19 protein-coding genes, 1 other RNA gene and 1 pseudogene are annotated in these 22,737 nt (G+C 62.8%); 12 read left to right on the top strand and 9 right to left on the bottom strand.

All coding sequences use genetic code 11. The features are described 5' to 3' along the window. Positions 1–3: 3 nt before the first annotated feature. The 3 genes from ligA to ffs all read left to right on the top strand — a co-directional run bounded on the left by ligA (position 4) and on the right by ffs (position 3,924). Complete coding sequence (ligA, locus tag PSH73_RS18265; RefSeq protein ID WP_305461149.1) at positions 4–2,361, top strand: NAD-dependent DNA ligase LigA; 2,358 nt, start codon at positions 4–6, stop codon at positions 2,359–2,361. A 155-nt stretch (positions 2,362–2,516) separates the two neighbouring features. Further along, on the top strand, positions 2,517–3,683 hold the full coding sequence (locus tag PSH73_RS18260) for a putative zinc-binding metallopeptidase (protein ID WP_305461147.1): 1,167 nt from the start codon (positions 2,517–2,519) through the stop codon (positions 3,681–3,683). 144 nt (positions 3,684–3,827) lie between these two features. After that, an RNA gene (ffs, locus tag PSH73_RS18255) (signal recognition particle sRNA small type) lies at positions 3,828–3,924 on the top strand. A gap of 147 nt (positions 3,925–4,071) precedes the next feature. On the opposite strand, the gene PSH73_RS18250 is transcribed toward ffs, so the two are convergent. Together PSH73_RS18250 and PSH73_RS18245 are read right to left on the bottom strand one after the other, a co-directional pair. Beyond that, positions 4,072–4,974 carry a DUF2167 domain-containing protein gene (locus PSH73_RS18250; RefSeq protein WP_057960327.1) on the bottom strand — a complete coding sequence of 301 codons (903 nt, stop codon included), beginning with the start codon at positions 4,972–4,974 and terminating at the stop codon, positions 4,072–4,074. Positions 4,975–5,164: 190 nt separating this feature from the next. Then, the gene (locus PSH73_RS18245; protein WP_029298195.1) at positions 5,165–5,479 is read right to left on the bottom strand and encodes a helix-turn-helix domain-containing protein; all 315 of its coding nucleotides are present in this window, start codon (positions 5,477–5,479) and stop codon (positions 5,165–5,167) included. A gap of 458 nt (positions 5,480–5,937) precedes the next feature. Here PSH73_RS18245 and PSH73_RS27065 point away from each other — a divergent pair. The 3 genes and pseudogenes from PSH73_RS27065 to PSH73_RS18235 form a co-directional block, all read left to right on the top strand. Continuing rightward, positions 5,938–6,219 (top strand): annotated as a pseudogene (locus tag PSH73_RS27065) (PAS domain-containing protein); the annotation flags it as partial. A 216-nt stretch (positions 6,220–6,435) separates the two neighbouring features. Beyond that, the gene (locus PSH73_RS18240; RefSeq protein ID WP_370693745.1) at positions 6,436–7,503 is read left to right on the top strand and encodes a methyl-accepting chemotaxis protein; all 1,068 of its coding nucleotides are present in this window, start codon (positions 6,436–6,438) and stop codon (positions 7,501–7,503) included. 18 nt (positions 7,504–7,521) lie between these two features. Continuing rightward, complete coding sequence (locus tag PSH73_RS18235) at positions 7,522–9,213, top strand: bifunctional diguanylate cyclase/phosphodiesterase (RefSeq protein WP_128592860.1); 1,692 nt, start codon at positions 7,522–7,524, stop codon at positions 9,211–9,213. Here the strand turns inward: PSH73_RS18235 and PSH73_RS18230 are convergent. Next, complete coding sequence (locus PSH73_RS18230; RefSeq protein WP_057960324.1) at positions 9,192–9,959, bottom strand: ABC transporter substrate-binding protein; 768 nt, start codon at positions 9,957–9,959, stop codon at positions 9,192–9,194. The two genes, PSH73_RS18235 and PSH73_RS18230, sit on opposite strands and share 22 nt — an antisense overlap. A 134-nt stretch (positions 9,960–10,093) precedes the next feature. On the opposite strand from PSH73_RS18230, the gene dnaX reads away from it, so the two are divergent. The 5 genes from dnaX (at position 10,094) to PSH73_RS18205 (ending at position 15,715) form a co-directional block, all read left to right on the top strand. Continuing rightward, on the top strand, positions 10,094–12,145 hold the full coding sequence (gene dnaX / locus PSH73_RS18225) for a DNA polymerase III subunit gamma/tau (protein WP_198799607.1): 2,052 nt from the start codon (positions 10,094–10,096) through the stop codon (positions 12,143–12,145). A gap of 66 nt (positions 12,146–12,211) precedes the next feature. Further along, the gene (locus PSH73_RS18220; protein ID WP_057439500.1) at positions 12,212–12,550 is read left to right on the top strand and encodes a YbaB/EbfC family nucleoid-associated protein; all 339 of its coding nucleotides are present in this window, start codon (positions 12,212–12,214) and stop codon (positions 12,548–12,550) included. Positions 12,551–12,691: 141 nt separating this feature from the next. Further along, entirely contained in the window at positions 12,692–13,717 is a 1,026-nt protein-coding gene (locus tag PSH73_RS18215) for an NADP-dependent oxidoreductase (RefSeq protein WP_271043570.1), read from the top strand. Positions 13,718–13,775: 58 nt separating this feature from the next. Then, positions 13,776–14,378 carry a recombination mediator RecR gene (gene recR / locus PSH73_RS18210; protein WP_057439498.1) on the top strand — a complete coding sequence of 201 codons (603 nt, stop codon included), beginning with the start codon at positions 13,776–13,778 and terminating at the stop codon, positions 14,376–14,378. A 188-nt stretch (positions 14,379–14,566) separates the two neighbouring features. Continuing rightward, complete coding sequence (locus tag PSH73_RS18205) at positions 14,567–15,715, top strand: acyl-CoA dehydrogenase family protein (protein WP_057439497.1); 1,149 nt, start codon at positions 14,567–14,569, stop codon at positions 15,713–15,715. An 82-nt stretch (positions 15,716–15,797) separates the two neighbouring features. On the opposite strand, the gene PSH73_RS18200 is transcribed toward PSH73_RS18205, so the two are convergent. After that, positions 15,798–16,346, bottom strand: coding sequence for an adenine phosphoribosyltransferase (locus PSH73_RS18200; protein ID WP_057439496.1), 549 nt, complete (start codon positions 16,344–16,346; stop codon positions 15,798–15,800). Between the two features lie 90 nt (positions 16,347–16,436). Continuing rightward, positions 16,437–17,171 carry a fumarate/nitrate reduction transcriptional regulator Fnr gene (fnr, locus tag PSH73_RS18195; RefSeq protein ID WP_032863348.1) on the bottom strand — a complete coding sequence of 245 codons (735 nt, stop codon included), beginning with the start codon at positions 17,169–17,171 and terminating at the stop codon, positions 16,437–16,439. A 154-nt stretch (positions 17,172–17,325) separates the two neighbouring features. Between fnr and PSH73_RS18190 the strand changes: the two genes are divergently transcribed. Beyond that, positions 17,326–17,796 carry a hypothetical protein gene (locus tag PSH73_RS18190; protein WP_057960322.1) on the top strand — a complete coding sequence of 157 codons (471 nt, stop codon included), beginning with the start codon at positions 17,326–17,328 and terminating at the stop codon, positions 17,794–17,796. Positions 17,797–17,802: 6 nt separating this feature from the next. On the opposite strand, the gene hemN is transcribed toward PSH73_RS18190, so the two are convergent. The 4 genes from hemN to PSH73_RS18170 form a co-directional block, all read right to left on the bottom strand. Beyond that, complete coding sequence (gene hemN, locus PSH73_RS18185; RefSeq protein WP_057960321.1) at positions 17,803–19,185, bottom strand: oxygen-independent coproporphyrinogen III oxidase; 1,383 nt, start codon at positions 19,183–19,185, stop codon at positions 17,803–17,805. 102 nt (positions 19,186–19,287) lie between these two features. Continuing rightward, positions 19,288–19,971 (bottom strand): sulfite exporter TauE/SafE family protein, encoded by a 684-nt coding sequence (locus PSH73_RS18180; protein ID WP_057439492.1) that lies wholly within the window; start codon positions 19,969–19,971, stop codon positions 19,288–19,290. Continuing rightward, entirely contained in the window at positions 19,964–20,191 is a 228-nt protein-coding gene (gene ccoS / locus PSH73_RS18175) for a cbb3-type cytochrome oxidase assembly protein CcoS (RefSeq protein ID WP_057960320.1), read from the bottom strand. Before ccoS ends, PSH73_RS18180 begins: the two co-directional genes overlap by 8 nt. A gap of 22 nt (positions 20,192–20,213) precedes the next feature. Then, positions 20,214–22,664, bottom strand: coding sequence for a heavy metal translocating P-type ATPase (locus PSH73_RS18170; RefSeq protein WP_120733826.1), 2,451 nt, complete (start codon positions 22,662–22,664; stop codon positions 20,214–20,216). Positions 22,665–22,737: the final 73 nt, after the last annotated feature.

The following is a 22,737-nucleotide window of genomic DNA, read 5'->3' as shown; positions in this document are numbered from 1 at the left end:
CCCATGACCGCCGCCCACACCCGCATACTCGAGCTGCGCGCTGAACTGGATCAGCACAACTACCGTTACCACGTACTCGACGAGCCGAGCATTCCGGACGCCGAATACGACCGGCTGTTCCACGAACTCAAGGCGCTGGAAGCCGAGCACCCGGACCTGGTGACTCGCGACTCACCGACGCAGCGGGTTGGCAGTGCGGCGCTGTCGGCCTTTACCCAGGTGCGTCACGAGATCCCGATGCTCAGCCTGGGCAACGCCTTTGATGAAACCACCATGCTGGAGTTTGATCGTCGCGTTACCGAGGGCCTCGACCTGCCGGTGGGCGATCTGTTTGGCGGTGGTGCGGCGGTGGAGTACAGCTGCGAACCCAAGCTCGATGGCCTGGCGGTCAGCCTGCTGTATCAGGATGGCGAGTTGGTACGCGGCGCGACCCGTGGCGACGGCACCACCGGCGAAGACATCAGCGTGAATGTGCGCACCGTGCGCAATATCCCGCTGAAACTGCAGGGCACGGGCTGGCCGGCAACGCTGGAAGTGCGCGGTGAAGTGTTCATGTCCAAGGCCGGTTTCGAGCGTTTGAACGCCACGCAACTGGAAGTCGGCGGCAAGACCTTCGCCAACCCGCGTAACGCGGCGGCGGGCAGCCTGCGCCAACTCGACTCGAAGATCACCGCCAGTCGCCCCCTGGAGTTCTGCTGCTACGGCGTGACCACGGACATCAGCGACACCCATATCGGCAACCTCCAGCAGTTGCAGAAGTGGGGTATGCCCATCAGCCACGAGTTGAAGCTGGCCAAGGGGATTGAGGATTGCCTGGCGTACTACCGCGACATCGGTGAGCGGCGTAACAGCCTGCCCTATGAAATCGACGGTGTGGTGTTCAAGGTCAACAGCATCGCCTACCAGCGCGAATTGGGCTTTCGCGCCCGCGAGCCGCGCTGGGCCATCGCCCATAAGTTTCCGGCGATGGAAGAACTGACTGAATTGCTCGACGTTGAATTCCAGGTCGGCCGCACCGGCGCGGTGACGCCGGTGGCGCGCTTGAAGCCGGTCAAGGTGGCGGGAGTCACCGTATCCAATGCGACATTGCACAACATGGACGAAGTGGCGCGCCTGGGCTTGATGATCGGTGACACCGTGATCATCCGCCGTGCCGGTGATGTGATCCCACAGGTCGTGTCGGTGGTTACCGAGCGTCGCCCGGAAAATGCCCGCGCCGTGCAGATCCCGGAAAGCTGCCCGGTGTGCGGTTCCCATGTGGAGCGCACGCAACTGGTCAAGCGCAGCAAGGGCAAGGAAACCGTCAGCGAAGGCGCGGTGTATCGCTGTGTCGGGCGCCTGGCCTGTGGTGCGCAGCTCAAGCAGGCGATTATCCATTTTGTCTCGCGCCGGGCCATGGATATCGACGGCCTGGGCGACAAGACCATCGAGCAGTTGGTCGATGAGAAACTCATCGGCTCGCCGGCGGACCTGTACAAGCTCAAGTACGAACAGATCATCGACCTGGAAGGCTTCGCCGATGTCTCCAGCAAAAAACTGATCGCCGCCATCGAAAACAGCAAGACCCCAACCCTGGCGCGGTTCATCTACGCCCTGGGTATTCCCGATGTGGGCGAGGAAACCGCCAAGGTCCTGGCGCGTTCCCTGGCGTCCCTGGAGCGTGTGCAGCGGGCGTTGCCGGAAGTGCTGACGTACTTGCCGGATGTGGGCCTGGAAGTGGCGCACGAGATCCACAGCTTCTTTGAAGACGGGCACAACCAGCAGGTGATCGGCGCGCTGCTGTCGCCGGACGAGTGCGCGCTGGTCTTGCAGGACCAGGGTGAGCTGAGTGCCGAGTTCGCTGCCAGTACCACCCTGGGCGGCCTGCTCGACAAGTTGCATGTACCTTCCGTGGGGCCGGGAGCCGCGCAGAAGCTGGCGGACAAGTTTGGCTCCCTCGAGGGTGTTATCCAGGCCGATTGGCTGGACATGCGCCAAGCGCTGCCGGAGAAGCAGGCCAAGGCCGTGCGTGAGTTCTTCGATAACCCGGACAATGCCCATCATGCGCTGGCCATCGAGCAGCAGCTCAAGGACTTCGGCATGCACTGGCAGAGTGAGAAGAAGGTGGTTGAAGGCTTGCCCGAGGCGGGGCATACCTGGGTGCTGACCGGCTCCCTGGAACTGATGAGTCGCGACGTGGCCAAGGCAAAGCTCGAAAGCCTGGGGGCCAAGGTGGCGGGTTCGGTCTCGGCGAAGACCCATTGCGTGGTCGCCGGGCCGGGTGCCGGCTCGAAACTGGCCAAGGCCAGCGAGCTGGGGCTGAAGGTCCTGGACGAAGAGGCTTTTGTCGCATTCCTGGCCAGCCACAACATTCCCCTCTGATGATCGTTCCCACGCTCTGCGTGGGAATGCATTCCAGCACGTTCCGCGACCCAACAGCGGACGCAGAGGCCCATGGCGTCATTGCCAGGCAGAACGTGGGAACGATCTTGCGCGGTAAATGATCTAGTCTTGGGCACGCCCCTGGAGAGATCGCCATGTACCGCTTCTTCGAACAGCTCAGTTCGCGCATCGCCGCGCCATTCATGGGCGGGGGTTCGCGCAACAGCAAGGTCTGGCAGTGCCGTTGCGGGCAATCCCTGTTTTTTCGCAACAGCCAATGCCTGGCCTGTTCGGCGCTGTTGGGTTACCTGCCCGAGCAAAGCCGGCTGGCGTCCCTGCAACCGGGGCCGGTGGTCGATACCTGGCTGCAGGACGACAACCTCGACGCCGGCGCCTGGCGCCGCTGCGCCAACCTCGATACCCCAGCGGCCTGCAACTGGCTGATCCCGGCCTACAGCACCGCGCCGCTGTGTGTGGCGTGCAGCCTTAATCGCACCATTCCCGACCTGTCGATTCCGGAAAACCCCGAGCGCTGGCGCAAGGTGGAAACCGCCAAACGCCGGCTGGTGGCGCAATTGATCAGCCTGGGGCTGCAGGTGATCCCCAAAACAGTCGACGAGACCAATGGCCTGGCTTTTGACTTCGTGGGTATCGACCTGGCAGGCAAGGCCCCCACCACGGGCCATGCCAATGGCTTGATCACCCTGGATATCAAGGAGGCCGACGACGAGCACCGCGAGAAAATCCGCGTGCAGATGCGCGAGCCGTACCGCACCTTGCTCGGTCACTTCCGCCATGAGGTCGGCCACTACTATTGGGATCGCCTGATCGCCGGCAGTCATTGGTTGCAGCCGTTTCGCAACCTGTTCGGCGACGAACGCGCCAGTTATACCGACGCCCTCGACCAGCACTACCAGAACGGCCCGCGCCCGGACTGGCAGCAAACCTGCGTCAGCGCTTACGCCACCATGCACCCCTGGGAGGACTGGGCAGAAACCTGGGCCCATTACCTGCACATGATGGACGCGGTCGACACCGCCCTGGGGTTTGGCATGAGCGCACGGGAGATGGACCTGGACTACCAGCCATTTCCCCTCACCACCCTCTATGACCCGCAGCACCCTGGCGGCCCGGCGTTCCTGTCGTTCGTCAACGCCTGGATCGAGCTGGCCGGCATGCTCAACGAACTGTCCCGCAGCATGGGGCAGCCGGATTTCTATCCCTTCGTGCTACCGCTGGCGGTGATTGCCAAGTTGCACTTCATCCACTTGGTGATCCAGGAAGAGGGCGGCCGTGCGGATGAGGTATTGAAAGCCCAATGATCAAAAGGTGCGAGGGTGTTCTTGAGGGCTATGGCAAGTACTTGAACCTCTTGGCTTTTTAATCCTGCGCCAACGGTTGTAACTTCCGATGAGATCGGTACAATGGCCCCGCTTGCCGAGAGGCCAGCGTCGTTATGGTGACCCCATCGGTCCCCCCGCAACGATTACCCGTGAACCTGGTCAGATCCGGAAGGAAGCAGCCACAGCGGGAACATTGTGTGCCGGGGTGTGGCTGGTGGGGTTGCCTCCATAACGCCCCCTCGCAACAACCCTCTTGTTTATTCCGCTATCCAATTCATCAGAATTTTTCACTTGCCCAGGCCTGATTGCGCCCGAGGCCAAGCTATTTGTACGCCGCGATTGCTCGCGGCGTTTTCGTGTGTGGCGATCAGCCTTTGTTGCGGTTGAAGAACTTGCGTGCGCCTGCCAGCAACGCCACCACGCCAATCACCAGAAACTTCTTGGCGGCCAGCAGGAAGATGCCGATCTTGGCAAATAGCCCGGCCTTGCCGGCAATCCCGCCAGCGACCAGTGCGGCCAGGCCATAAGAGGCCAGCTTGTCGGTGCTCGGGTTGTAGTCGGTGTAGAGGTTGCCGTCGGTGAAGTTGGTGAAGGCCAGGACCTTGGGCAGTTCCTGCTTGATGGTGGGCAGGTCGGCCATGGCGGCGACGGCGTTGAGTTCCAGCACGCCCTCGCGGCCCAGCACGCGGATGCTGTAGTTGAGGGTGTTCTGCTCGGCGTCGTCGGCTTTCAGTTCCCGGGCCCAGTACATCTTGTGGGACGGTTGATCGTAGTGCGGCGGTTCGGCCCAGCCCAGCAGGTGCAGGCCGGCATAGCCTTGCTTCTGGCGTTCCTTGTTGTCCTCGGCATCGTCTTCCTGCATTTGCTTGAGCAGTTCGGTGTAGTCGATTTTTGCCGCATCTTCGTCGGAAATATGCCCGTCGTCCTTGTAGCTGACAATCACGCCCCAGCCGCGTGCCGACAGTGGGCTGACGGCCTTGGGCACGATCATGCCCAGGGTGTTGAAGCCCGGCGGGTTGCCCCAGCCGTCGGTGAGCAGACGTTCGGTGTCGTTGGGATCCAGATAGTAGAACTCGTCGTTGAGCTTGAGCGTAGCGATGCCGCCGGGCAGGGTGACGGTGCCGGTTTGCTGCTTGAGGGAGGCGAGGAAGTGCTCGGCGGTTTCGGCGGGTGCGCTGGCTTCGACTGGCGCCGGGGCTGCGGTGGCATAGACCGGTGCGGCAGGCAGGCTCAAGGCGGCTGCCGCCACCAGCAGGCGGAGGTAGTTCATGGTAGTCCCTTACATTTTGAAATAACTTCGCGAGAGGATACCGAATCTGCCTGGGCCGCGCGAGTATGCTGGCAAAAGGCGTGGCCCAGCGCCTGCCAGGAGAGGGGCTGTCCGGTCGGATCATGTCAGTAGGCAAAGAGCAAAGAACAGGCGACGTCAGTGGCCTGCTCTTTTTTATGTCGTACGAGCTCTAAGGCTTGGACAAGGCCTGGTCTACCGCCGCTATCAGCTTTCCCAGATCCTTCGGGGTGGCTTTATGAATGACACCGAACAGATAAGCGCGCTGTTCTTCCTCATCGCCCAGATCGGCAAAAAAGACTTTCAGCTTCACTCCCAAGGCCTCCGCAAACAAGAACAGAGCGTCAACGCTGGGTGTATAGGTGCCGGTTTCGAAGCGGCTAATGGTTTTAGGGTCAAAACCGGTTTTCTCACCTAGTTCAGCCTGAGTAAGCCCCGCTACCTTTCGGTAGCGTCTGATGGCTGGACCCAAACTTGAAATTTGCATCGCTCAATTCCCATTTAGAATCAAGAACTTAACGATAAATATTGGCATTAGACAACGGCACGCACCATCACCTTTTCTTGCAAAATGTGATGTAATTCGTAGAATCGGCGTTTAGGACAAGTATTTGGCGGTGTCGTTTCACAGGGCACCTTTATGAAACAGGAAATCATTGCTTTCTCCTCACTTTCATAAAGGTAGTTGCAAAACAGTTGCTTGGCCGCAGCGCCAAGCTCGCTCTTGCGCGCCCACGCAACCCTCGCCTTTCACACCAGACGCTCGAATTAAAGCCTAGTTGATCTTCGCTAAACCGAAGGTCAGGTGCTGGGCAAAACCTGGTTTGGCTGCCCAATGGCGCCAGCCAGCCCATTGACGGTTTACCCGTCTGGAAATACCCCTCCATCTGCAGGATCTATCCGATCCTGAGCAGGTGGATCGAATGCTGTCCATGGAGCTTTAAAGTGCGCGTCAATTTGCCGGTCACCACAGTTGAACAGACTTTCGGGGAGCAGCAACGGCTCATTTCCGCAACTGACATCAATAGCCACATTACTTACTGCAACGACGAGTTTGCCGCCATGAGCGGCTTCACCCAGGCTGAACTGATAGGCAGTACCCACAATCTGGTGCGCCACCCGGACATGCCGCCCGCGGTCTTTGAGCTGATGTGGCGCTACCTCAAGGCCGGCCAGAGCTGGATGGGCGTGGTCAAGAACCGCTGCAAAAACGGCAACTTCTATTGGGTCAGCGCCTATGTGACGCCGATCCTCGAAGACGGTCGCCTGGTAGGTTATGAGTCGGTGCGGGTCAAGCCGACGCGCGAGCAGGTGCGGCGTGCCGAAGCGCTCTACGCACGTTTGCGTGCCGGGCGTTCGGCGGTTTCGCCGTTGCAGCGCCTGGGCCAGGTCGGCAATGCCCTGGCCGTTCCCGCCCTGGCGGCAGTGCTCGCTGGCGGGGCGATGCAATGGTTGCCGGGCGGGTGGGCGCAGGCCTCTGTCGCGCTGCTGTTTCTTGGCCTCGGCGCCTGGGCGCACCTGCGTCTGGGGCAGCAGCTCAAGCAGATTGTCGAGCACACGCCCAATACCTTTTCCGACCCTATCAGCGCCATGACCTACAGCGATGCGCTGGGCCCGGCTGCGCAACTGGAAATGATCCTGATCAGCGAAGAGGCGCGCTTGAAAACCGCGCTCACGCGTCTGAGCGACCTGGCCACCCAGATGGCCGAGGCTGCTGCTCATTCCAGCATGTTATCGGGCACCACCGAGTCGGCGCTGCTGGAGCAACGCGCGGAAACCGATATGACCGCCGCCGCCATGACCGAAATGGCCGCCTCCATCGCTGAAGTGGCAACCCACGTCCAGCAGACCGCCAGCGAAGCCCGCACCGCCAATGACCTGGCTGAGCAGGGCAGTCATGTTGTCGGCACCACACGCGAGGCGATTCAGCTACTGGCTAGCACTGTCACCCAGATCAACCAGGCGGTGGGCCATCTGGCCGACCAGACCCAGGAAATCCGCGTGGCCGCTAGCATGATCCAGGCCATCGCCGACCAGACCAACCTGCTGGCCCTGAATGCCGCTATCGAAGCGGCGCGGGCCGGCGAGCAAGGCCGTGGCTTTGCCGTGGTGGCCGATGAAGTGCGGGCGCTGGCGGGCAAGACCCGGCAGTCGACCGAACAGATCCAGGGCATCATCCAGAGCTTGCGTGCCGGGGCCGATCAGGCGGTGGACATTGCCAGCACCGGTATTCAAGAGGCCGAGCAAGGCGTGCAGCAGGTACTGCAAGCGCAACAGGCACTGCTGGGCATTCGTCAGGCGGTGGAACGCATTACCGGCATGAGTCAGCAAATGGCTGCAGCCTCACAGGAACAATCCCACGTCGCAGAGGATGTTTCACAACAGATCAATAACGTCGCGGCCACGGTACAAAAGACAGCGGGCAACGCCAACGCTGCAGTCACCCGGGGCCGGGAACTTGAAAGCATCTCTTCCGGGTTGCGTGCCCTGGTCGAGCGGTTCAACCGCTAGCCACCTAGAGCCACATTCATGGATGAGAAATACCGCAGGGCCGTGGATGCCGCCGCCATTTTCTCCGAGACAGACCTCACCGGCCGCATCACCTACGTCAACGACCAATTCTGCGACATGTCCGGCTACAGCCGCGACGAGTTGCTGGGGCGTAACCACCGGATCCTCAGCTCCGGATTGCACCCTGCCGGGTTTTTCCAGGGCATGTGGCGCACCATCACTGAAGGCCGGGTCTGGCGCGGGGAAATCTGTAACCGCGCCAAGGATGGCTCGTTGTACTGGGTCGATAGCACCATGGTGCCGCTGGTCGATCAGCGTACCGGGAAGGTGCAGAAGTACGTGTCGATTCGTTTTGACGTCAGCGAAAAGCGTCAGTTGCTGCAGACCCTGCAATGGCGGGTCGGTCACGATGTGCTGACCGGGCTGCCCAATCGCGCTTACCTCTCCGAATTGCTCGTGCAGTCCCTGGAGTTTTCCCGCAACGAGCAAATCCCCCTGGCGGTGTGCATGCTCGACCTGGATGGCTTCAAGGCCGTCAACGACGGCTATGGGCATGCCAGTGGCGACTTGTTGCTGGTGGAGGTTGCGCGCCGTCTGCGTGAGATTATTCGTGGCGAAGATGTGGTCGCCAGGCTGGCCGGTGACGAGTTTGTACTGATCCTGCGCTACGTGCGCGATGCCGATGAGCTTAACGGCGCGCTGCGGCGGATCCTCACGGCCATCTCCGAGCCGTATTCGATCCAGGGCGCGCAGATCAACGTGTTTGCCAGTATCGGCGTGACCTTGTTCCCCCTGGACGATGAAGACGCCGATACGTTGCTGCGCCATGCCGACCAGGCCATGTATGTGGCCAAGCAAAGTGGCCGCAACCGCTACCAGCTGTTTGACGTGTCCCTGGAGCAGGAGGTCAAGGCCACCCACCAGACGGTCCAGCAGATTCGCCAGGCTCTGGCGGCGGGGGAGTTGTGCCTGCACTTCCACCCCAAGATCAACCTGCGCCACGGCCAGGTGGTGGGGTTTGAAGCGTTGCTGCGCTGGCAGCATCCGATGCGCGGGTTGGTGGCGCCCAAGGATTTCCTGTCGTTGATCGAGCAGACCGACCTGATCGTGGATGTCGGCGAGTGGGTGATGGATCAGGTGCTGGCGCAGATGCGTCAGTGGCAGGAGGCTGGGCACTGCTGGCCGGTCAGCGTGAACATCGCGGCCCGGCATTTCCAGCGTGCGGATTTTGTCGAGCGCCTGCAGCAACTGCTGGCCCAGCATCCCGATGTCGCGCCACACATGCTTGATCTGGAAATTGCCGAATCGGTGGCCATCGACCATATCCAACGGGTCACCGAGCACCTGGCGGCGTGCCAGGCGCTGGGGGTGCGGTTTTCCCTGGATGATTTCGGCACCGGCTATTCCTCCCTCAGCTACCTCAAGCGCCTGCCGACCCAGACCATCAAGATCGACAAGTCGTTTGTGCGTGACATCCTGCACGACAAGGACGACCTGGCCTTGACCCAGGCGGTGATCGGCCTGGCCCGGGCATTTGGCCGCGAAGTGATCGCCGAGGGCCTGGAAACTCTTGAACATGGCCAGTTGCTGCTGCGCATGGGCTGCGAAGTGGCCCAGGGTTATTACTTCGCCCAGCCCATGCCGGCTGACGAGGTGCCGGCCTGGGCCGCCGGGTTTGACCTGCTCAACTATGGTGCGGGCGACGATTGAGGCGGGCGCTCGCGGTCACCGGTGTAGAGCCTGATGATGCCGTCAATCTCCCCCGACATCTTCATGCGCAGCAATGTGCGCAAAATGTGCTGCACGGGCAGGGCTGGGTCGTTACGCACGTAGCAGCCCAGGCTCTGCTCCTCGATCACGGCCACTACGTGCAGCCTGCGGTCCACGGGTAGCCGCTGATTGAAGCGCTCCAGGGCCCATTCGTTGGTGACGGCATACCTGAAGCGTCCCGCCACCAGCTTGTGCAGCACTTGCTCTTCGCTGCGGGCGTCGTCGCGCTGCAGCTGGCCGTTGGCGAACAGCGGCTCGAGAGTCGGGTAGCTGTAGTTGAGCACGGTGCCGATATTCTGCGCAGCCAGCTTCGCCACATTCACCGACAACGGCGGGGCGTGGACGCTGACCAGCACATTACGCTGCACCAGCAAGGGGATGCTCCAGACATAATCGCCGGACAGGTTGCTCAGCCACGCCTGTGCGACGTAGCAGCGCACATCAATTTCGCCATGCTCCATGGCTGGGGCGATGCGGGCTCGGGCCAATACCTGGAACTGCGCCGGATGGCCAACCTGGGTGGCCAGGCTTAACATCAGGTCATACAAAATGCCCTGGGTCGGCTGGCCGGCCTCGATCTGCACCAGGGGCATGGCCCAGCTGTCGGAAATGGCGAAGCGCAACGGGGCGGGTGCCGCCAGGCTCAGTGTGGTGATCATCCATAAAGCGCCCAGGACTACGCGCATAAACTCTCCGAGATCAGCCCTTGGGAGGGGAGGCCACTACCAGCTTAGTCAGATTAGGCGAGCGTGCCGGATGCAATTTCGCCCCTGCTCCGCTAGCATTACCGGCTTCCGCTTCCCAGTTGCGACGGTTTTCGATGAGTTATCAGGTTCTTGCACGTAAATGGCGTCCGCGCTCGTTCCGCGAAATGGTCGGCCAGACCCATGTGCTCAAGGCTCTGATCAATGCCTTGGACAGCCAGCGGCTGCACCACGCCTACCTGTTCACCGGCACTCGCGGGGTGGGCAAGACCACCATTGCGCGGATCATTGCCAAGTGCCTGAACTGTGAGACAGGCATCACCTCCACCCCCTGCGGCACCTGCTCGGTGTGCCGGGAGATCGACGAGGGGCGCTTTGTCGACCTGATCGAGATCGACGCCGCGAGCCGCACCAAGGTCGAGGACACCCGCGAACTGCTCGACAACGTGCAGTACGCCCCCAGCCGTGGCCGCTTCAAGGTCTACCTGATCGACGAAGTGCACATGCTTTCCAGCCACTCCTTCAACGCCCTGTTGAAAACCCTGGAGGAGCCGCCGCCCTACGTTAAATTCATCCTGGCCACCACCGACCCGCAGAAACTTCCTGCAACGATTTTGTCGCGGTGCCTGCAGTTCTCCCTGAAGAACATGACCCCCGAGCGGGTGGTCGAGCATTTGACCCACGTGCTGGGGGTGGAGAACGTGCCGTTCGAAGACGACGCGCTGTGGCTGCTGGGCCGCGCCGCCGATGGTTCGATGCGCGACGCCATGAGCCTGACCGACCAGGCCATTGCCTTCGGTGAAGGCAAAGTGATGGCCGCTGATGTGCGCGCCATGCTCGGCACCCTCGATCACGGGCAAGTGTTTGACGTACTGCATGCGTTGATCGAAGGCGATGCCAAGGCGCTGCTCGAAGCCGTGCGCCATTTGTCGGAGCAAGGCCCGGACTGGAATGGCGTGCTCTCGGAAATTCTCAACGTGCTGCACCGCGTCGCTATCGCCCAGGCGCTGCCTGAAGGGGTCGATAACGGCCACGGCGACCGCGACCGCGTGTTGGCCCTGGCCCAGGCGTTGCCGGCCGAAGATGTGCAGTTCTACTACCAGATGGGCCTGATCGGGCGCCGAGACCTGCCCTTGGCCCCGGACCCGCGCGGCGGCTTTGAAATGGTCATGCTGCGCATGCTGGCGTTCCGCCCGGCGGACACCGCCGATGCGCCGAGACAGCCGCTAAAGCCAGTGGGGATCAGCCAGGCCACAGTTGATTCCGCCAAACCAGTGGCTGGCGCGGCGGTCGTCGCGCCAGTGATCGCGCCGGAACCTGTGGCAGTCACTGCCGCCCCGGTCGCGGTTGAGCCGGTGGCGCCTGTAGCGGTGCCGGAGCCGGTTGCCGAGCCTGAGCCCGCGCCTGTGGTCGATCTGCCCTGGAACGACCCGGTAGAGGCCGTGGCCGAGCAGGAGCCTGCAGTCGAGGCCGTGCTGGAAACCACCAGCGAGCAGCCCGAGCTCACGCCCATGCCCACGCCGACCCCCGACAGCGCAGTGCCGGACGCGCCGGAATGGGTCGCCGCCCCCGTGCCCGAGCCGACCATCGCCGAAGTGGACGCCGCTACCCCCGGCATCGACCTGGATGACGAACCGCCGCTGGACGAAGATTACATCGAGCCGGACATGGATTCGGCCTACAGCTACCTGGACGACCTGGCCAGCGAACACACCGCCGAGCCCGCGCCGGAGCCCGAGGCAGAACCTGCCGCGATGCCGGCCACCGGCCTCGCCCTGCAATGGCTGGAGCTGTTCCCGAAATTGCCGATCTCCGGCATGACCGGGAGCATCGCCGCCAACTGCACGCTGATTGCCGTCGATGGCGATCACTGGCTGTTGCACCTGGACCCGGCCCACAGTGCCCTGTTCAACGCGACCCAGCAGCGCCGCCTCAACGACGCCCTGAATCAGTTCCACGAACGCACCCTGACGGTGACCATCGAGCTGATCAAGCCCGAGCAGGAAACCCCGGCCCAGGCCGCCACCCGTCGCCGGCTCAACCGCCAGCGCGAGGCCGAGGAGTCGATCCAGGCCGATCCGCTGATCCAGCAGATGATGGAGCAGTTTGGCGCGGTGGTGCGACACGATACTATTGAACCTGTCGAAGCCCAGGCTGCAGCGGGCTGATAATTGCAGGCGCCGTGCCTTGAGGCTCGGCGCCGTATTGATCCACGTACTTTTGAGGTGATTCCCATGATGAAAGGTGGCATGGCCGGCCTGATGAAGCAGGCGCAGCAGATGCAGGAAAAAATGGCCAAGATGCAGGAAGAACTGGCCAACGCCGAAGTCACCGGTAAAGCCGGTGGCGATATGGTCAGCGTGGTGATGACCGGTCGTCACGACATCAAGCGTGTGAGCATCGACCCAAGCGTATTGCCGGGCATTGGCGAAGACGACCTGGAAATGCTCGAAGCCTTGTTCGCTGCGGCCGTCAACGACGCCGTGCGCAAGATCGAAGCCAACAGCCAGGACAAAATGTCCGGCGTGACCGCGGGCATGCAACTGCCGCCGGGCATGAAGCTGCCGTTCTGATCGACTCGCGCGACTGCAAAAATGCCAGGCATCGTGCCTGGCATTTTTGTTTGTGTCGGGCACAATCGAACGTCAGCCTTGCAATGGCTGTCTGCACTCTATACCGCTGAATTCAATCACCGATATAAAGGAGCCCCGCTGATGACCGAAGCCATGACCCTTAACCAGCGCATCGTCCTGGTATCCCGCCCGCAGGGTGCGCCCGTGCCGGAAAACTTCCGCCTGGAGCGCGTGGCGCTGCCAGACCTGGCAGACGGCCAGGTTCTGCTCAAGACCCTGTTCCTGTCCCTTGACCCCTATATGCGTGGGCGCATGAGTGACGCGCCGTCCTACGCCGCGCCGGTAGAAATCGGCGAGGTGATGACTGGCGGTGCTGTGAGCCGCATCGAGCAGTCGCGCAACCCCAAGTTCGAGGTGGGCGACGTGGTGGTCGGCGCCACCGGCTGGCAAAGCCATAGCATCAGCGACGGACGCAACCTGATGCCGGTGCCCAAGGGCTTGCCGAGCCCGTCCATGGCCCTGGGTGTGCTGGGCATGCCCGGCATGACGGCCTACATGGGCCTGATGGATATCGGCCAACCCAAGGCCGGGGAAACCCTGGTGGTGGCGGCGGCCTCCGGTGCGGTGGGCTCGGTGGTCGGCCAGGTGGCCAAGCTCAAGGGCCTGCGGGTGGTCGGCGTGGCCGGCGGTGCGGACAAGTGCCGTTATGTGGTGGAGGAGCTGGGGTTTGACGCGTGCATCGACCACAAGAGCGCGGACTTTGCCGAAGAGCTGGCCCAGGCCTGCGACAAAGGGGTGGATATCTATTATGAAAACGTCGGCGGCAAGGTCTTCGACGCTGTGCTGCCCTTGCTCAATCCCAAGGCACGGATCCCCCTGTGTGGCCTGATTGCCGGCTACAACGCCCATGAGGCGCCCACCGGCCCTGATCGCCTGCCAGCGCTGCAACGCACCCTGTTGACCAAGCGCGTGCGTATCCAGGGGTTTATCGTGTTCGACGACTATGGCGACCGCCACCCGGAATTTATCAGCGCCATGGCGCCCTGGGTGCGGGACGGCAAGGTCAAGTTCCGCGAAGACGTGGTCGATGGTCTGGAGCAGGCTCCCGAGGCCTTTATCGGCCTGTTGGAAGGGCGCAACTTCGGCAAGTTGGTCGTGCGTATTTGACGCTTATCCGAGGCGCGGGTATAAACCGCGTCTCGTTGTTTTGTCGGACCTTTGCCCCATGAGCTTCAGCCCTCTGATTCGTCAACTGATCGACGCCCTGCGCACCTTGCCGGGCGTGGGCCAGAAAACCGCCCAGCGCATGGCGCTGCAACTGCTGGAGCGTGACCGCAGCGGTGGCTCGCGACTGGCCCAGGCCTTGAGCCAGGCCATGGACGGTGTGGGCCATTGCCGCCAGTGCCGCACCCTCACCGAAGAAGAACTGTGCCCGCAATGCGCCGACCCCCGTCGCGACGACACGCTGCTGTGCGTGGTCGAAGGGCCGATGGACGTCTACGCGGTGGAGCAGACCGGCTATCGCGGGCGCTACTTCGTGCTCAAGGGCCACCTGTCGCCGCTCGACGGCCTGGGGCCGGAAGCCATTGGTATCCCGCAGTTGGTGGCGCGCATTGAAGGGCAGGGCACCTTTACCGAGGTGATTCTGGCCACCAACCCGACGGTGGAAGGGGAAGCCACGGCGCATTACATCGCCCAACTGCTGACCAACAAAGGCTTGATCACCTCGCGCATCGCCCATGGCGTGCCGTTGGGTGGCGAGCTGGAACTGGTGGACGGCGGCACCCTGGCGCACTCGTTTGCCGGGCGTAAACCTATCGCGCTCTAAGCCCAATATCCTCTGGCACGCTGGCTTGTGTGGGAGCTGGCTTGCCTGTGATGGCATCGCCTCGGTCCTCCTGATACACCGCAGTGCCTGCATCGCAGGCAAGCCAGCTCCTGCATGGGTTCTGCGTTCGGCTTGATAACCAAGCAAGCGCTTGGTAAGTTCGCTCCATCTCTGCATGGAGCTTGCCGATGTCTGCCTACCAGGAATATTTCGACCCCAGTCACCAATTGGTCCGCGACAGCGTGCGCCGTTTTGTCGAGCGCGAGATTCTGCCGGGCATCGAGCAATGGGAGGAGGCCGAACACTTCCCCCGCGAGCTGTACCTCAAGGCCGGCGCGGCGGGGATTCTCGGCATTGGCTACCCTGAAGCCCTGGGCGGCAGCCATGAGGGCGACCTGTTCGCCAAGGTCGCCGCCAGCGAAGAGCTGATGCGTTGTGGCTCCGGTGGTGTAGTGGCGGGGCTGGGCTCGCTGGATATCGGCCTGCCGCCCGTCGTCAAATGGGCGCGCCCCGCAGTGCGCGAGCGCGTGGCCCCGCAGGTGCTGTCCGGTGAGAAGATCATGGCCCTGGCCGTCACCGAGCCCGGTGGCGGCTCCGACGTGGCCAGCCTGCAAACCCGTGCGGTGCGCGATGGCGATTGTTATCGGGTCAGTGGCAGCAAGACTTTTATCACCAGTGGCGCACGCGCCGACTACTACACCGTCGCCGTGCGTACCGGCGGGCCTGGCTTTGCCGGCATCAGCCTGTTATTGATCGAGAAAGACACGCCTGGCTTCACCGTCGGCCAGCCGCTGAAGAAGATGGGCTGGTGGGCGTCGGACACTGCCGAGCTGTTCTTCGATGATTGTCAGGTGCCGGTGGGTAATCTGATCGGCGGCGAAAACATGGGCTTTGCCTGCATCATGGGCAACTTCCAGAGCGAGCGCCTGGCCCTGGCATTAATGGCCAATATGACCGCGCAGATGGCCCTGGAAGAGAGCCTGAAGTGGGCTGCGCAGCGGCAGGCCTTTGGCAAGCCGATTGGCAAGTTCCAGGTGCTCAAGCACCGCCTGGCGGAGATGGCCACGGCGGTCGAGGTTTCCCGCGAGTTCACTTACCGCCAGGCGGCGAAGATGGCGGCGGGCAAGAGCGTGATCAAGGAGATCTCCATGGCCAAGAACCTGGCCACCGACACCGCCGACCGCGTGACGTATGACGCGGTGCAGATCCTGGGTGGCCTGGGCTATATGCGCGGCAGCCTGGTGGAGCGGCTATACCGCGACAATCGGATTTTGTCGATTGGCGGCGGGACCCGGGAGGTGATGAATGAAATCATCAGTAAGCAGATGGGCTTGTGATTGAGGGGGCTCCCACCTTTGAATGGGTTCGCAAATCAAAATGTGGGCTTGCCCGCGATGAAGCCCACAAGACCCGCGCAAATTACCGCTCAGTCAACCCAAACTGCGTCAAACAGAACGTAGGGATCCCCATATCCTCCAGACGCTGCGAGCCGCCCAACTCCGGCAGGTCAATAATCGCCGCCGCCTCAAAAATCCGCGCGCCCATGCGCCGCGTCAGGTTTGCTGCAGCAATCAAGGTGCCACCGGTGGCGATCAAGTCATCGAACATCAACACCGAATCCCCTTCACACAGGCTGTCGGCGTGCACTTCGAGGAAGGCTTCGCCATATTCGGTCTGATAGCCCTCGGACAGCACGTCCGCTGGCAGCTTGCCTTGCTTGCGGAACAGGATCAGCGGCTTGTTCAGTTGGTAGGCAATCACCGAACCGATCAAAAAGCCTCGGGCGTCCATCGCGCCGATATGGCTGAACTCGGCTTCGACGTAGCGGTGGATAAAGGTGTCGGCCACCAGGCGCATGGCCTTGGGCGACTGGAACAGCGGCGTGATATCACGAAAGATCACCCCAGGCTTGGGGAAGTCGATGACGGGGCGAATCAGGGATTTGATGTCGAAGGCGTCGAAAGTCATCGTCGGGAGTCCTGGGCGCAAAGACCCAGCAGTATACCTGCGGCCTCGCCGGTTGGCTTGGCCACAAGTGTCGCGCCCCTCGTGCGCCGATCAGCCGTCGAGGGAGCCGCCGGCCAGCGCGCAGAGCTGGATCGGGTCGAGGATGTGCACTTCCTTGCCCTCGGCGGCAATCAGTTCATTCTGCTGGAAGCGCGTGAACACCCGGGACACGGTTTCTACCGCCAGGCCCAGGTAATTGCCGATTTCGTTGCGCGACATGCTCAGGCGGAACTGATTGGCCGAGAAACCACGGGCGCGGAAGCGCGCCGACAGGTTGACCAGGAAGGTGGCAATCCGTTCGTCGGCGGTTTTCTTCGACAGCAACAGCATCATTTGCTGGTCGTCCCGGATTTCCCGGCTCATCACTCGCATCAACTGGCGGCGCAACTGCGGCAATTGCAGGGCCAGTTCATCCAGGCGTTCGAAGGGAATCTCGCACACCGACGTGGTTTCCAGGGCCTGGGCCGACACCGGGTGGATCTCGGTGTCCATGCCCGATAGGCCGACCAGCTCGCTGGGCAGGTGGAAACCGGTGATTTGCTCTTCGCCACTATCGCTCAGGCTGAACGTCTTCAAGGCGCCCGAGCGTACTGCATAGACGGAATCGAACTTGTCGCCCTGGCGAAACAGAAACTCGCCTTTCTTCAGTGGGCGACCACGTTTAACGATTTCGTCCAGCGCATCCATGTCTTCCAGATTCAGCGAAAGTGGCAAGCAGAGGGGAGCCAGGCTGCAATCCTTGCAGTGAGCCTGGCTATGAGCGCGCAGTTTAACTGGCTCGGACATTTCTTAAATCCTTGTGGGAAAACACACATAAGACGTAAGGGTACCGCACTGAGGGACTATCAAGCCAGCCTGTACAAAAAACCGGCAGAGATATAAAGATTTTTACCCGGTGGCCGATGAACTGCTAACGACCAAGAGCTTGGAGGCTCACGATATGCTTTCCATCGACGGCAATCTTCCGTCCCGCACCACTGTGCCGACGCTGCTTGAACCGAAAAAAACCAGCACCGTGGGCGCCGGTACCGAATCAACGGCGCTGGGTGAAACCCAGCCTGCCGAAGGCGTGAGCGTGACCTTTTCCGGTGCGTCGCTGAAGGCTGCCAGCGCCGAGAAGACGGCCAACGATGATATCGAAGAAAGCGGGCTGGACGAGAACGTGCAGAAACTGCTGAAAATGATTCGCCAGTTGAAGCAGCAGATCGCGGAAAAGATGGCAGAGATGTCGGCGATCATGTCCGACAAGCGCCTCAGCCCGGAGCAGGTCCTGGCGAAACTGAGCGGCGTGCAATCGGCGCTGGGCGGCTTGCAAGCCTCGCTGACCGGCGCCTATGCGTCGTTGAGCGAAGCGATGAAGAACCTGAGCGCCGAAGACGCGGTGAAGGCCGCCTCGTTGATGGCCAAGTAACCCGGCTCAGATCACCCGTGAAAAGCGCTGCCTATTCTGTTGCTCCAGATAGGCATCGAACACCATGCACACCGAGCGCACCAACAGGCGCCCGGCTGGCAGCACCCGGATTCCCTTGGCGTTGAGTTCGATCAGGCCGTCTCCGGCCATTACTTCGAGTTGCGGCCAGAGCTCGGCGAAATAACCGCGAAAATCCACGGTGAAGGCCTGCTCGATGCTGTCGAAGTCCAGGCTGAAGTGACAGATCAGCTGTTGGATCACCGCCCCTCGTAAACGATCGTCCGCCTTGCACAGCAGGCCGCGACTGGTGGCCAGTTGCGCGCCGGCCAGGGCATTCTGGTAATGACTCAGGTCGCTGCTGTTCTGGCAGTACAAGTCACCAATCTGACTGATGGCCGAAACGCCGAGCCCGATCAAATCGCAATGACCGTGGGTGGTGTAGCCCTGGAAATTGCGTTGCAGGGTGCCCTCTTCCTGGGCGATGGCCAGTTCGTCGTCGGGCAGGGCGAAGTGGTCCATGCCGATGTAGGTGTAGCCGGCGGCTGTCAGCTGCTCGATGGTTTCCTGCAGCATCTGCAACTTGACGGCGGGAGCCGGCAGGTCTTCGCTGTTGATCCGTCGCTGGGGCAGGAAGCGTTCCGGCAGGTGGGCATAGTTGAATACGGACAGGCGGTCGGGTTGCAGGCTGATGACTTCGGCCACCGTGTGGGCGAAATGCTCGGGGGTCTGCTTGGGCAGGCCGTAGATCAGGTCAATGTTGATCGAGCGAAACTGCAGGGTGCGCGCGGCGTCAATCACCGCGCGGGTCTCTTCCAGGCTTTGCAGGCGATTGACCGCCCGTTGCACCTCGGGGTCCAGGTCCTGCACGCCGATGCTCACACGGTTAAAGCCCAGTTCACGCAACAGGCCCATGGTGGCCCAGTCGGCTTCCCGTGGGTCGATCTCAATGCCGTAGTCGCCGGAATCGTCATCCAGCAGGTTGAAGTGTTGGCGCAGTTGCGCCATCAGTTGGCGCAATTCGTCGTGGCTGAGAAAGGTCGGGGTGCCGCCGCCAAAATGCAGCTGTTGCACCTGTTGGTGGGGGTCCAGGTGGCAGGCCACCAGTTGAATCTCTTGCTCCAGGCGCTGCAGGTAGGCCTGGGCGCGACCGCGGTCCTTGGTAATGACTTTGTTGCAGGCGCAGTAGTAGCAGATGTTCGCGCAGAACGGCACGTGCACATACAGCGACAGCGGGCGCACGGCCTTGCGGCTGTCGCGCAGGGCGTGCAGCAGGTCAAAGGTGCCGACCTGGCTGGTGAATTGTACGGCGGTGGGGTAGGAGGTGTAGCGCGGTCCTGCCAGGTCGTAGCGATGAATCAGATCAGTGTCCCAACGAATGGCGTCGAGCATGCGGGCGTTCCCCGGATTGGCTAGTGGGCCGAGTCTAGGGGCATGGCTGGGCGGTCATCTTGATTTGTATCAACGGGGAGCGGCGCTATGCCACATGGCCTTTTAGTGGCCCATCAGCCAGTGCTGATGGGGCCCGGGTAGGGTCCAGATACCGAACACAATCACCAGCAGGCCGCCGGCCATGCGCACACTGCGCTTGCGTAACAGCGCGGTGACGCGCTCCGCCGCCAGCCCGGTGGCGAGCAGTACCGGCCAGGTGCCGAGGCCAAAAGCGAGCATCAGCAACCCGCTGTCCACGGCGTTGCCCTGGCTGGCCGCCCACAACAAGGTGCTGTAGACCAGGCCGCACGGCAACCAGCCCCACAGCGCGCCCAGCAGCAGGGCGCGAGGCAGGCTGGACACCGGTAGCAAACGGTTGGCAAACGGCTGGATATGCCGCCACAGGCCGCGCCCGAGGCTTTCGATACGGGTCAGGCCGCTCCACCAGCCGGCCAGGTACAAGCCCATGCTGATCAGTAGCAGGCCGGCCAGGATGCGCATGAACATCGCCGCCGGGCTGTTGGCCACGGCCCAGCCGGCCAGGCCGATCAATACGCCGGCGGCGGCATAGCTGAGGATGCGTCCCAGGTTGTACGCCAGCAGCAGGCGAAACCGCCGGCTGCGCTGTTCCGGGGGGATGGCCAGGGTCAATGCGCCCATCAGGCCACCGCACATCCCCAGGCAATGGCCGCCGCCCAGCAGGCCGAGGATCAGCGCGGAAACCAGCAGCGGCGCGAGGTCAAGCATGGGGCGGCGCCGGCTCGTCAGGCTTGGCCGGTGGCTGCGGGTGGCTGCTGGCCTCGTCGACAGCGGCCAGGTGCTTGGGATCCTGGTCGTCGAACAGCACGCTGTGGGCCGGCCCGTCGAGGTCGTCATACTGGCCGCTGTCCACCGCCCAGAAGAAGATGTAGATGGCGATGGCGACGATCAGCAGCGCCGCAGGAATCATTACGTAAAGAGCTGGCATCGCTACTCCATGCCCGCGCGGCTCAAGCCGGCAGCGGACGGGGCTGTGGGGTGGTGCTCGCGGCACTGGCGCGCGGCAGGCGCGTCAGGCGCAGGGCGTTGAGCACCACGGTCAACGAACTGAGGGACATGCCGATCGCGGCCCAGATCGGCGTGATCCAACCGAGGGCGGCGAACGGCAACATCAGGCCATTGTACAGCCCGGCCCACAGCAGGTTTTCAATGATTACCCGGCGCGTACGCCGCGCCAGGCTGAACGCTTGCACCAGGGCATCCAGGCGGTTGGACAGCAGCACCGCGTCGGCGCTGGTTTTTGCCAGGTCAGTGGCCGAGCCCATGGCCACGCTGATATCCGCCGCGGCCAATACCGGCACGTCATTCACGCCGTCACCGAGCATCAACACCTTGCGGCCTTCCTTGTGCAACTGTTGCAGCACTTGCAGCTTGTCATCCGGGCGCAGGCCGCCACGGGCTTCATCAATCCCCAATTCGGCGGCGACGCTGGCGACCATCGGCGAGCTGTCGCCCGATAGCAGCAAGGTGCGCCAGCCCCGCGCCTTGCACGCGGCCAGCAGTGCCGGCGCATCGCTGCGCAGGCGATCATCCAGGACAAACCAGGCCAGGGCGCCGCCAGTATCGCCCAGCAGCAGCCATTGGCCAGCGTCTTGCGGCGAATCGGGTATCGCGCAGCCGCTTAATTCACAGACGAAACCGGGCTGGCCGATCCGCAGCAGGCGTTCACCGACCCGACCTTCGAGCCCCAGGCCGGGGGTGCTGAGCACTTCATCAGCCGCCAGCGGGGCGCGGCCGAAGGCCCGGGCAATCGGGTGTTCGGAGCGGTTTTCGAGGGCGGCGGCCAGGGCCAGGGCCAAGTCGCTGCTTATGCTGCCCAGTGGCCGGATGGCGCGCAGGGCCAGGCGGCCCTCGGTGAGGGTGCCGGTCTTGTCGAAAATCACTGTGTCGATCTGGTTCAAGCCTTCCAGCACATGGCCTCGGGTCAGCAACAGGCCGAGTTTGTGCAGGGTGCCGGTGGCGGCAGTCAAGGCGGTGGGGGTTGCCAGGGACAAGGCGCATGGGCAAGTCGCCACCAGCATTGCCAGGACAATCCAGAACGCCCGCGAGGGGTCCAGTTCCCACCACAGCAGGCCAATCACGGCGGCGGCGATCAGCGAGCAAAGCAGGAACCATTGCGCGGCGCGGTCGGCGATCTCGGCCAGGCGTGGCTTTTCGGCCTGGGCCCGCTCCAGCAGGCGCACGATGGCCGACAAGCGGGTGTCATGGCCCAGGGCGCGCACTTCCACGGTCAGCGCGCCTTCGACGTTGAGAGTGCCGGCGGTGACGCTATCGCCGGCTTGTCGCGGTTGTGGCAGGTATTCGCCGGTGAGCAGGGATTCATCAATGCTCGACTGGCCCTCCAGGATCACCCCGTCAGCCGGCAGGATCGCACCCGGATGCACCAGCACCCGGTCGCCCAGGGCCAATTCGGTGAGCAGGATGCGTTCGCTCTGGCCATCGCCTTTGAGGCGCAGGCACGAGGCCGGCAGCAGGTTGACCAGTTGGGCAGTGGCGGCGGCGGTGCGTTCTCGGGCGCGGCGCTCCAGGTAGCGCCCGGCCAGCAGGAACAGGGCGAACATGCCTACGGCATCGAAATACAACTCGCCCACCCCCGTGATGGCGGTCCAGATGCCCGCCAGGTAAGCGCCGCCAATGGCCAATGACACCGAGACATCCATGGTCAGGTGGCGGGTGCGCAGGTCGCGCATGGCGCCCTTGAAAAACGGTGCGCAGCTGTAGAACACAATGGGGGTGGTCAGAAACAGCGCGACCCAGCGCAGGATCACGTGCAGCTCGGGGCTCAGGTCGATATTGAATTCCGGCCAGGTGGCCATGGTCGCCATCATCGCCTGGAACCACAGCAAGCCGGCGACCCCGAGTTGGCGCAGGGCCAGGCGGTTTTCGCTGGCCAGTTGTTCGGCGGCGCGGTCGGCCTGATACGGGTGAGCGGCGTAGCCAATCTGGCGCAGCTCGCTGAGCACCTGGCTCAACGGCAATTGCGCGTCGGCCCAGCGCACATGCAGGCGATGGTTGGACAGGTTCAGCCGCGCCTCGGCCACGGCCGGCAGGCTGCGCAGGTGTTTTTCGATCAGCCAGCCACAGGCGGCGCAACTGATGCCTTCCATCAACAGGGTGGCTTCGGCCAGGTCGCCGTCGTGGCGCACGAAGGGCTTTTGCACATCGGCGCGGTCGTACAGCGCCAATTCGTCGACCAGTTGCACCGGCAAGGCTTCGGGGTTGGCCGAGGCTTCACTGCGGTGCTGGTAGTAGCTTTCCAGCCCGCCCGCGACAATTGCCTCGGCCACCGCCTGGCAACCCGGGCAGCAGAGCTCGCGGGGCTCGCCGAGGATCACCGCGGTGAAGCGGCTGCCGGGCGGGACGGGGAGGGCGCAGTGGTAGCAGGGGGTTGGGGTGGTCATGGCTTTGGATCTGTGTGGGCAGGGAGGGCCTCATCGCGGGCAAGCCTGCTCCATCTGTAGGAGCAGGCTTGTC

This window comes from Pseudomonas sp. FP2294, assembly GCF_030687625.1.
Lineage (GTDB): Bacteria > Pseudomonadota > Gammaproteobacteria > Pseudomonadales > Pseudomonadaceae > Aquipseudomonas > Aquipseudomonas shahriarae.
The sequence above is the reverse complement of the archived record's forward strand: the minus strand, read 5'-3'. Positions and strand labels throughout refer to the sequence as shown.

Excerpts from the sequence above, each read along its gene's own strand:
- PSH73_RS18220 (WP_057439500.1), top strand. The coding sequence starts at position 12,212 with ATGATGAAAGGTGGCATGGCCGGCCTGATGAAGCAGGCGCAGCAGATG.
- recR (WP_057439498.1), top strand. The coding sequence starts at position 13,776 with ATGAGCTTCAGCCCTCTGATTCGTCAACTGATCGACGCCCTGCGCACC.
- hemN (WP_057960321.1), bottom strand. The coding sequence starts at position 19,185 with ATGCTCGACGCCATTCGTTGGGACACTGATCTGATTCATCGCTACGAC.
- dnaX (WP_198799607.1), top strand. The coding sequence starts at position 10,094 with ATGAGTTATCAGGTTCTTGCACGTAAATGGCGTCCGCGCTCGTTCCGC.
- PSH73_RS18215 (WP_271043570.1), top strand. The coding sequence starts at position 12,692 with ATGACCGAAGCCATGACCCTTAACCAGCGCATCGTCCTGGTATCCCGC.
- PSH73_RS18260 (WP_305461147.1), top strand. The coding sequence starts at position 2,517 with ATGTACCGCTTCTTCGAACAGCTCAGTTCGCGCATCGCCGCGCCATTC.
- fnr (WP_032863348.1), bottom strand. The coding sequence starts at position 17,171 with ATGTCCGAGCCAGTTAAACTGCGCGCTCATAGCCAGGCTCACTGCAAG.
- ligA (WP_305461149.1), top strand. The coding sequence starts at position 4 with ATGACCGCCGCCCACACCCGCATACTCGAGCTGCGCGCTGAACTGGAT.
- PSH73_RS18190 (WP_057960322.1), top strand. The coding sequence starts at position 17,326 with ATGCTTTCCATCGACGGCAATCTTCCGTCCCGCACCACTGTGCCGACG.
- PSH73_RS18170 (WP_120733826.1), bottom strand. The coding sequence starts at position 22,664 with ATGACCACCCCAACCCCCTGCTACCACTGCGCCCTCCCCGTCCCGCCC.
- ccoS (WP_057960320.1), bottom strand. The coding sequence starts at position 20,191 with ATGCCAGCTCTTTACGTAATGATTCCTGCGGCGCTGCTGATCGTCGCC.
- PSH73_RS18245 (WP_029298195.1), bottom strand. The coding sequence starts at position 5,479 with ATGCAAATTTCAAGTTTGGGTCCAGCCATCAGACGCTACCGAAAGGTA.
- PSH73_RS18205 (WP_057439497.1), top strand. The coding sequence starts at position 14,567 with ATGTCTGCCTACCAGGAATATTTCGACCCCAGTCACCAATTGGTCCGC.
- PSH73_RS18200 (WP_057439496.1), bottom strand. The coding sequence starts at position 16,346 with ATGACTTTCGACGCCTTCGACATCAAATCCCTGATTCGCCCCGTCATC.
- PSH73_RS18180 (WP_057439492.1), bottom strand. The coding sequence starts at position 19,971 with ATGCTTGACCTCGCGCCGCTGCTGGTTTCCGCGCTGATCCTCGGCCTG.
- PSH73_RS18250 (WP_057960327.1), bottom strand. The coding sequence starts at position 4,974 with ATGAACTACCTCCGCCTGCTGGTGGCGGCAGCCGCCTTGAGCCTGCCT.
- PSH73_RS18240 (WP_370693745.1), top strand. The coding sequence starts at position 6,436 with ATGCAATGGTTGCCGGGCGGGTGGGCGCAGGCCTCTGTCGCGCTGCTG.
- PSH73_RS18230 (WP_057960324.1), bottom strand. The coding sequence starts at position 9,959 with ATGCGCGTAGTCCTGGGCGCTTTATGGATGATCACCACACTGAGCCTG.
- PSH73_RS18235 (WP_128592860.1), top strand. The coding sequence starts at position 7,522 with ATGGATGAGAAATACCGCAGGGCCGTGGATGCCGCCGCCATTTTCTCC.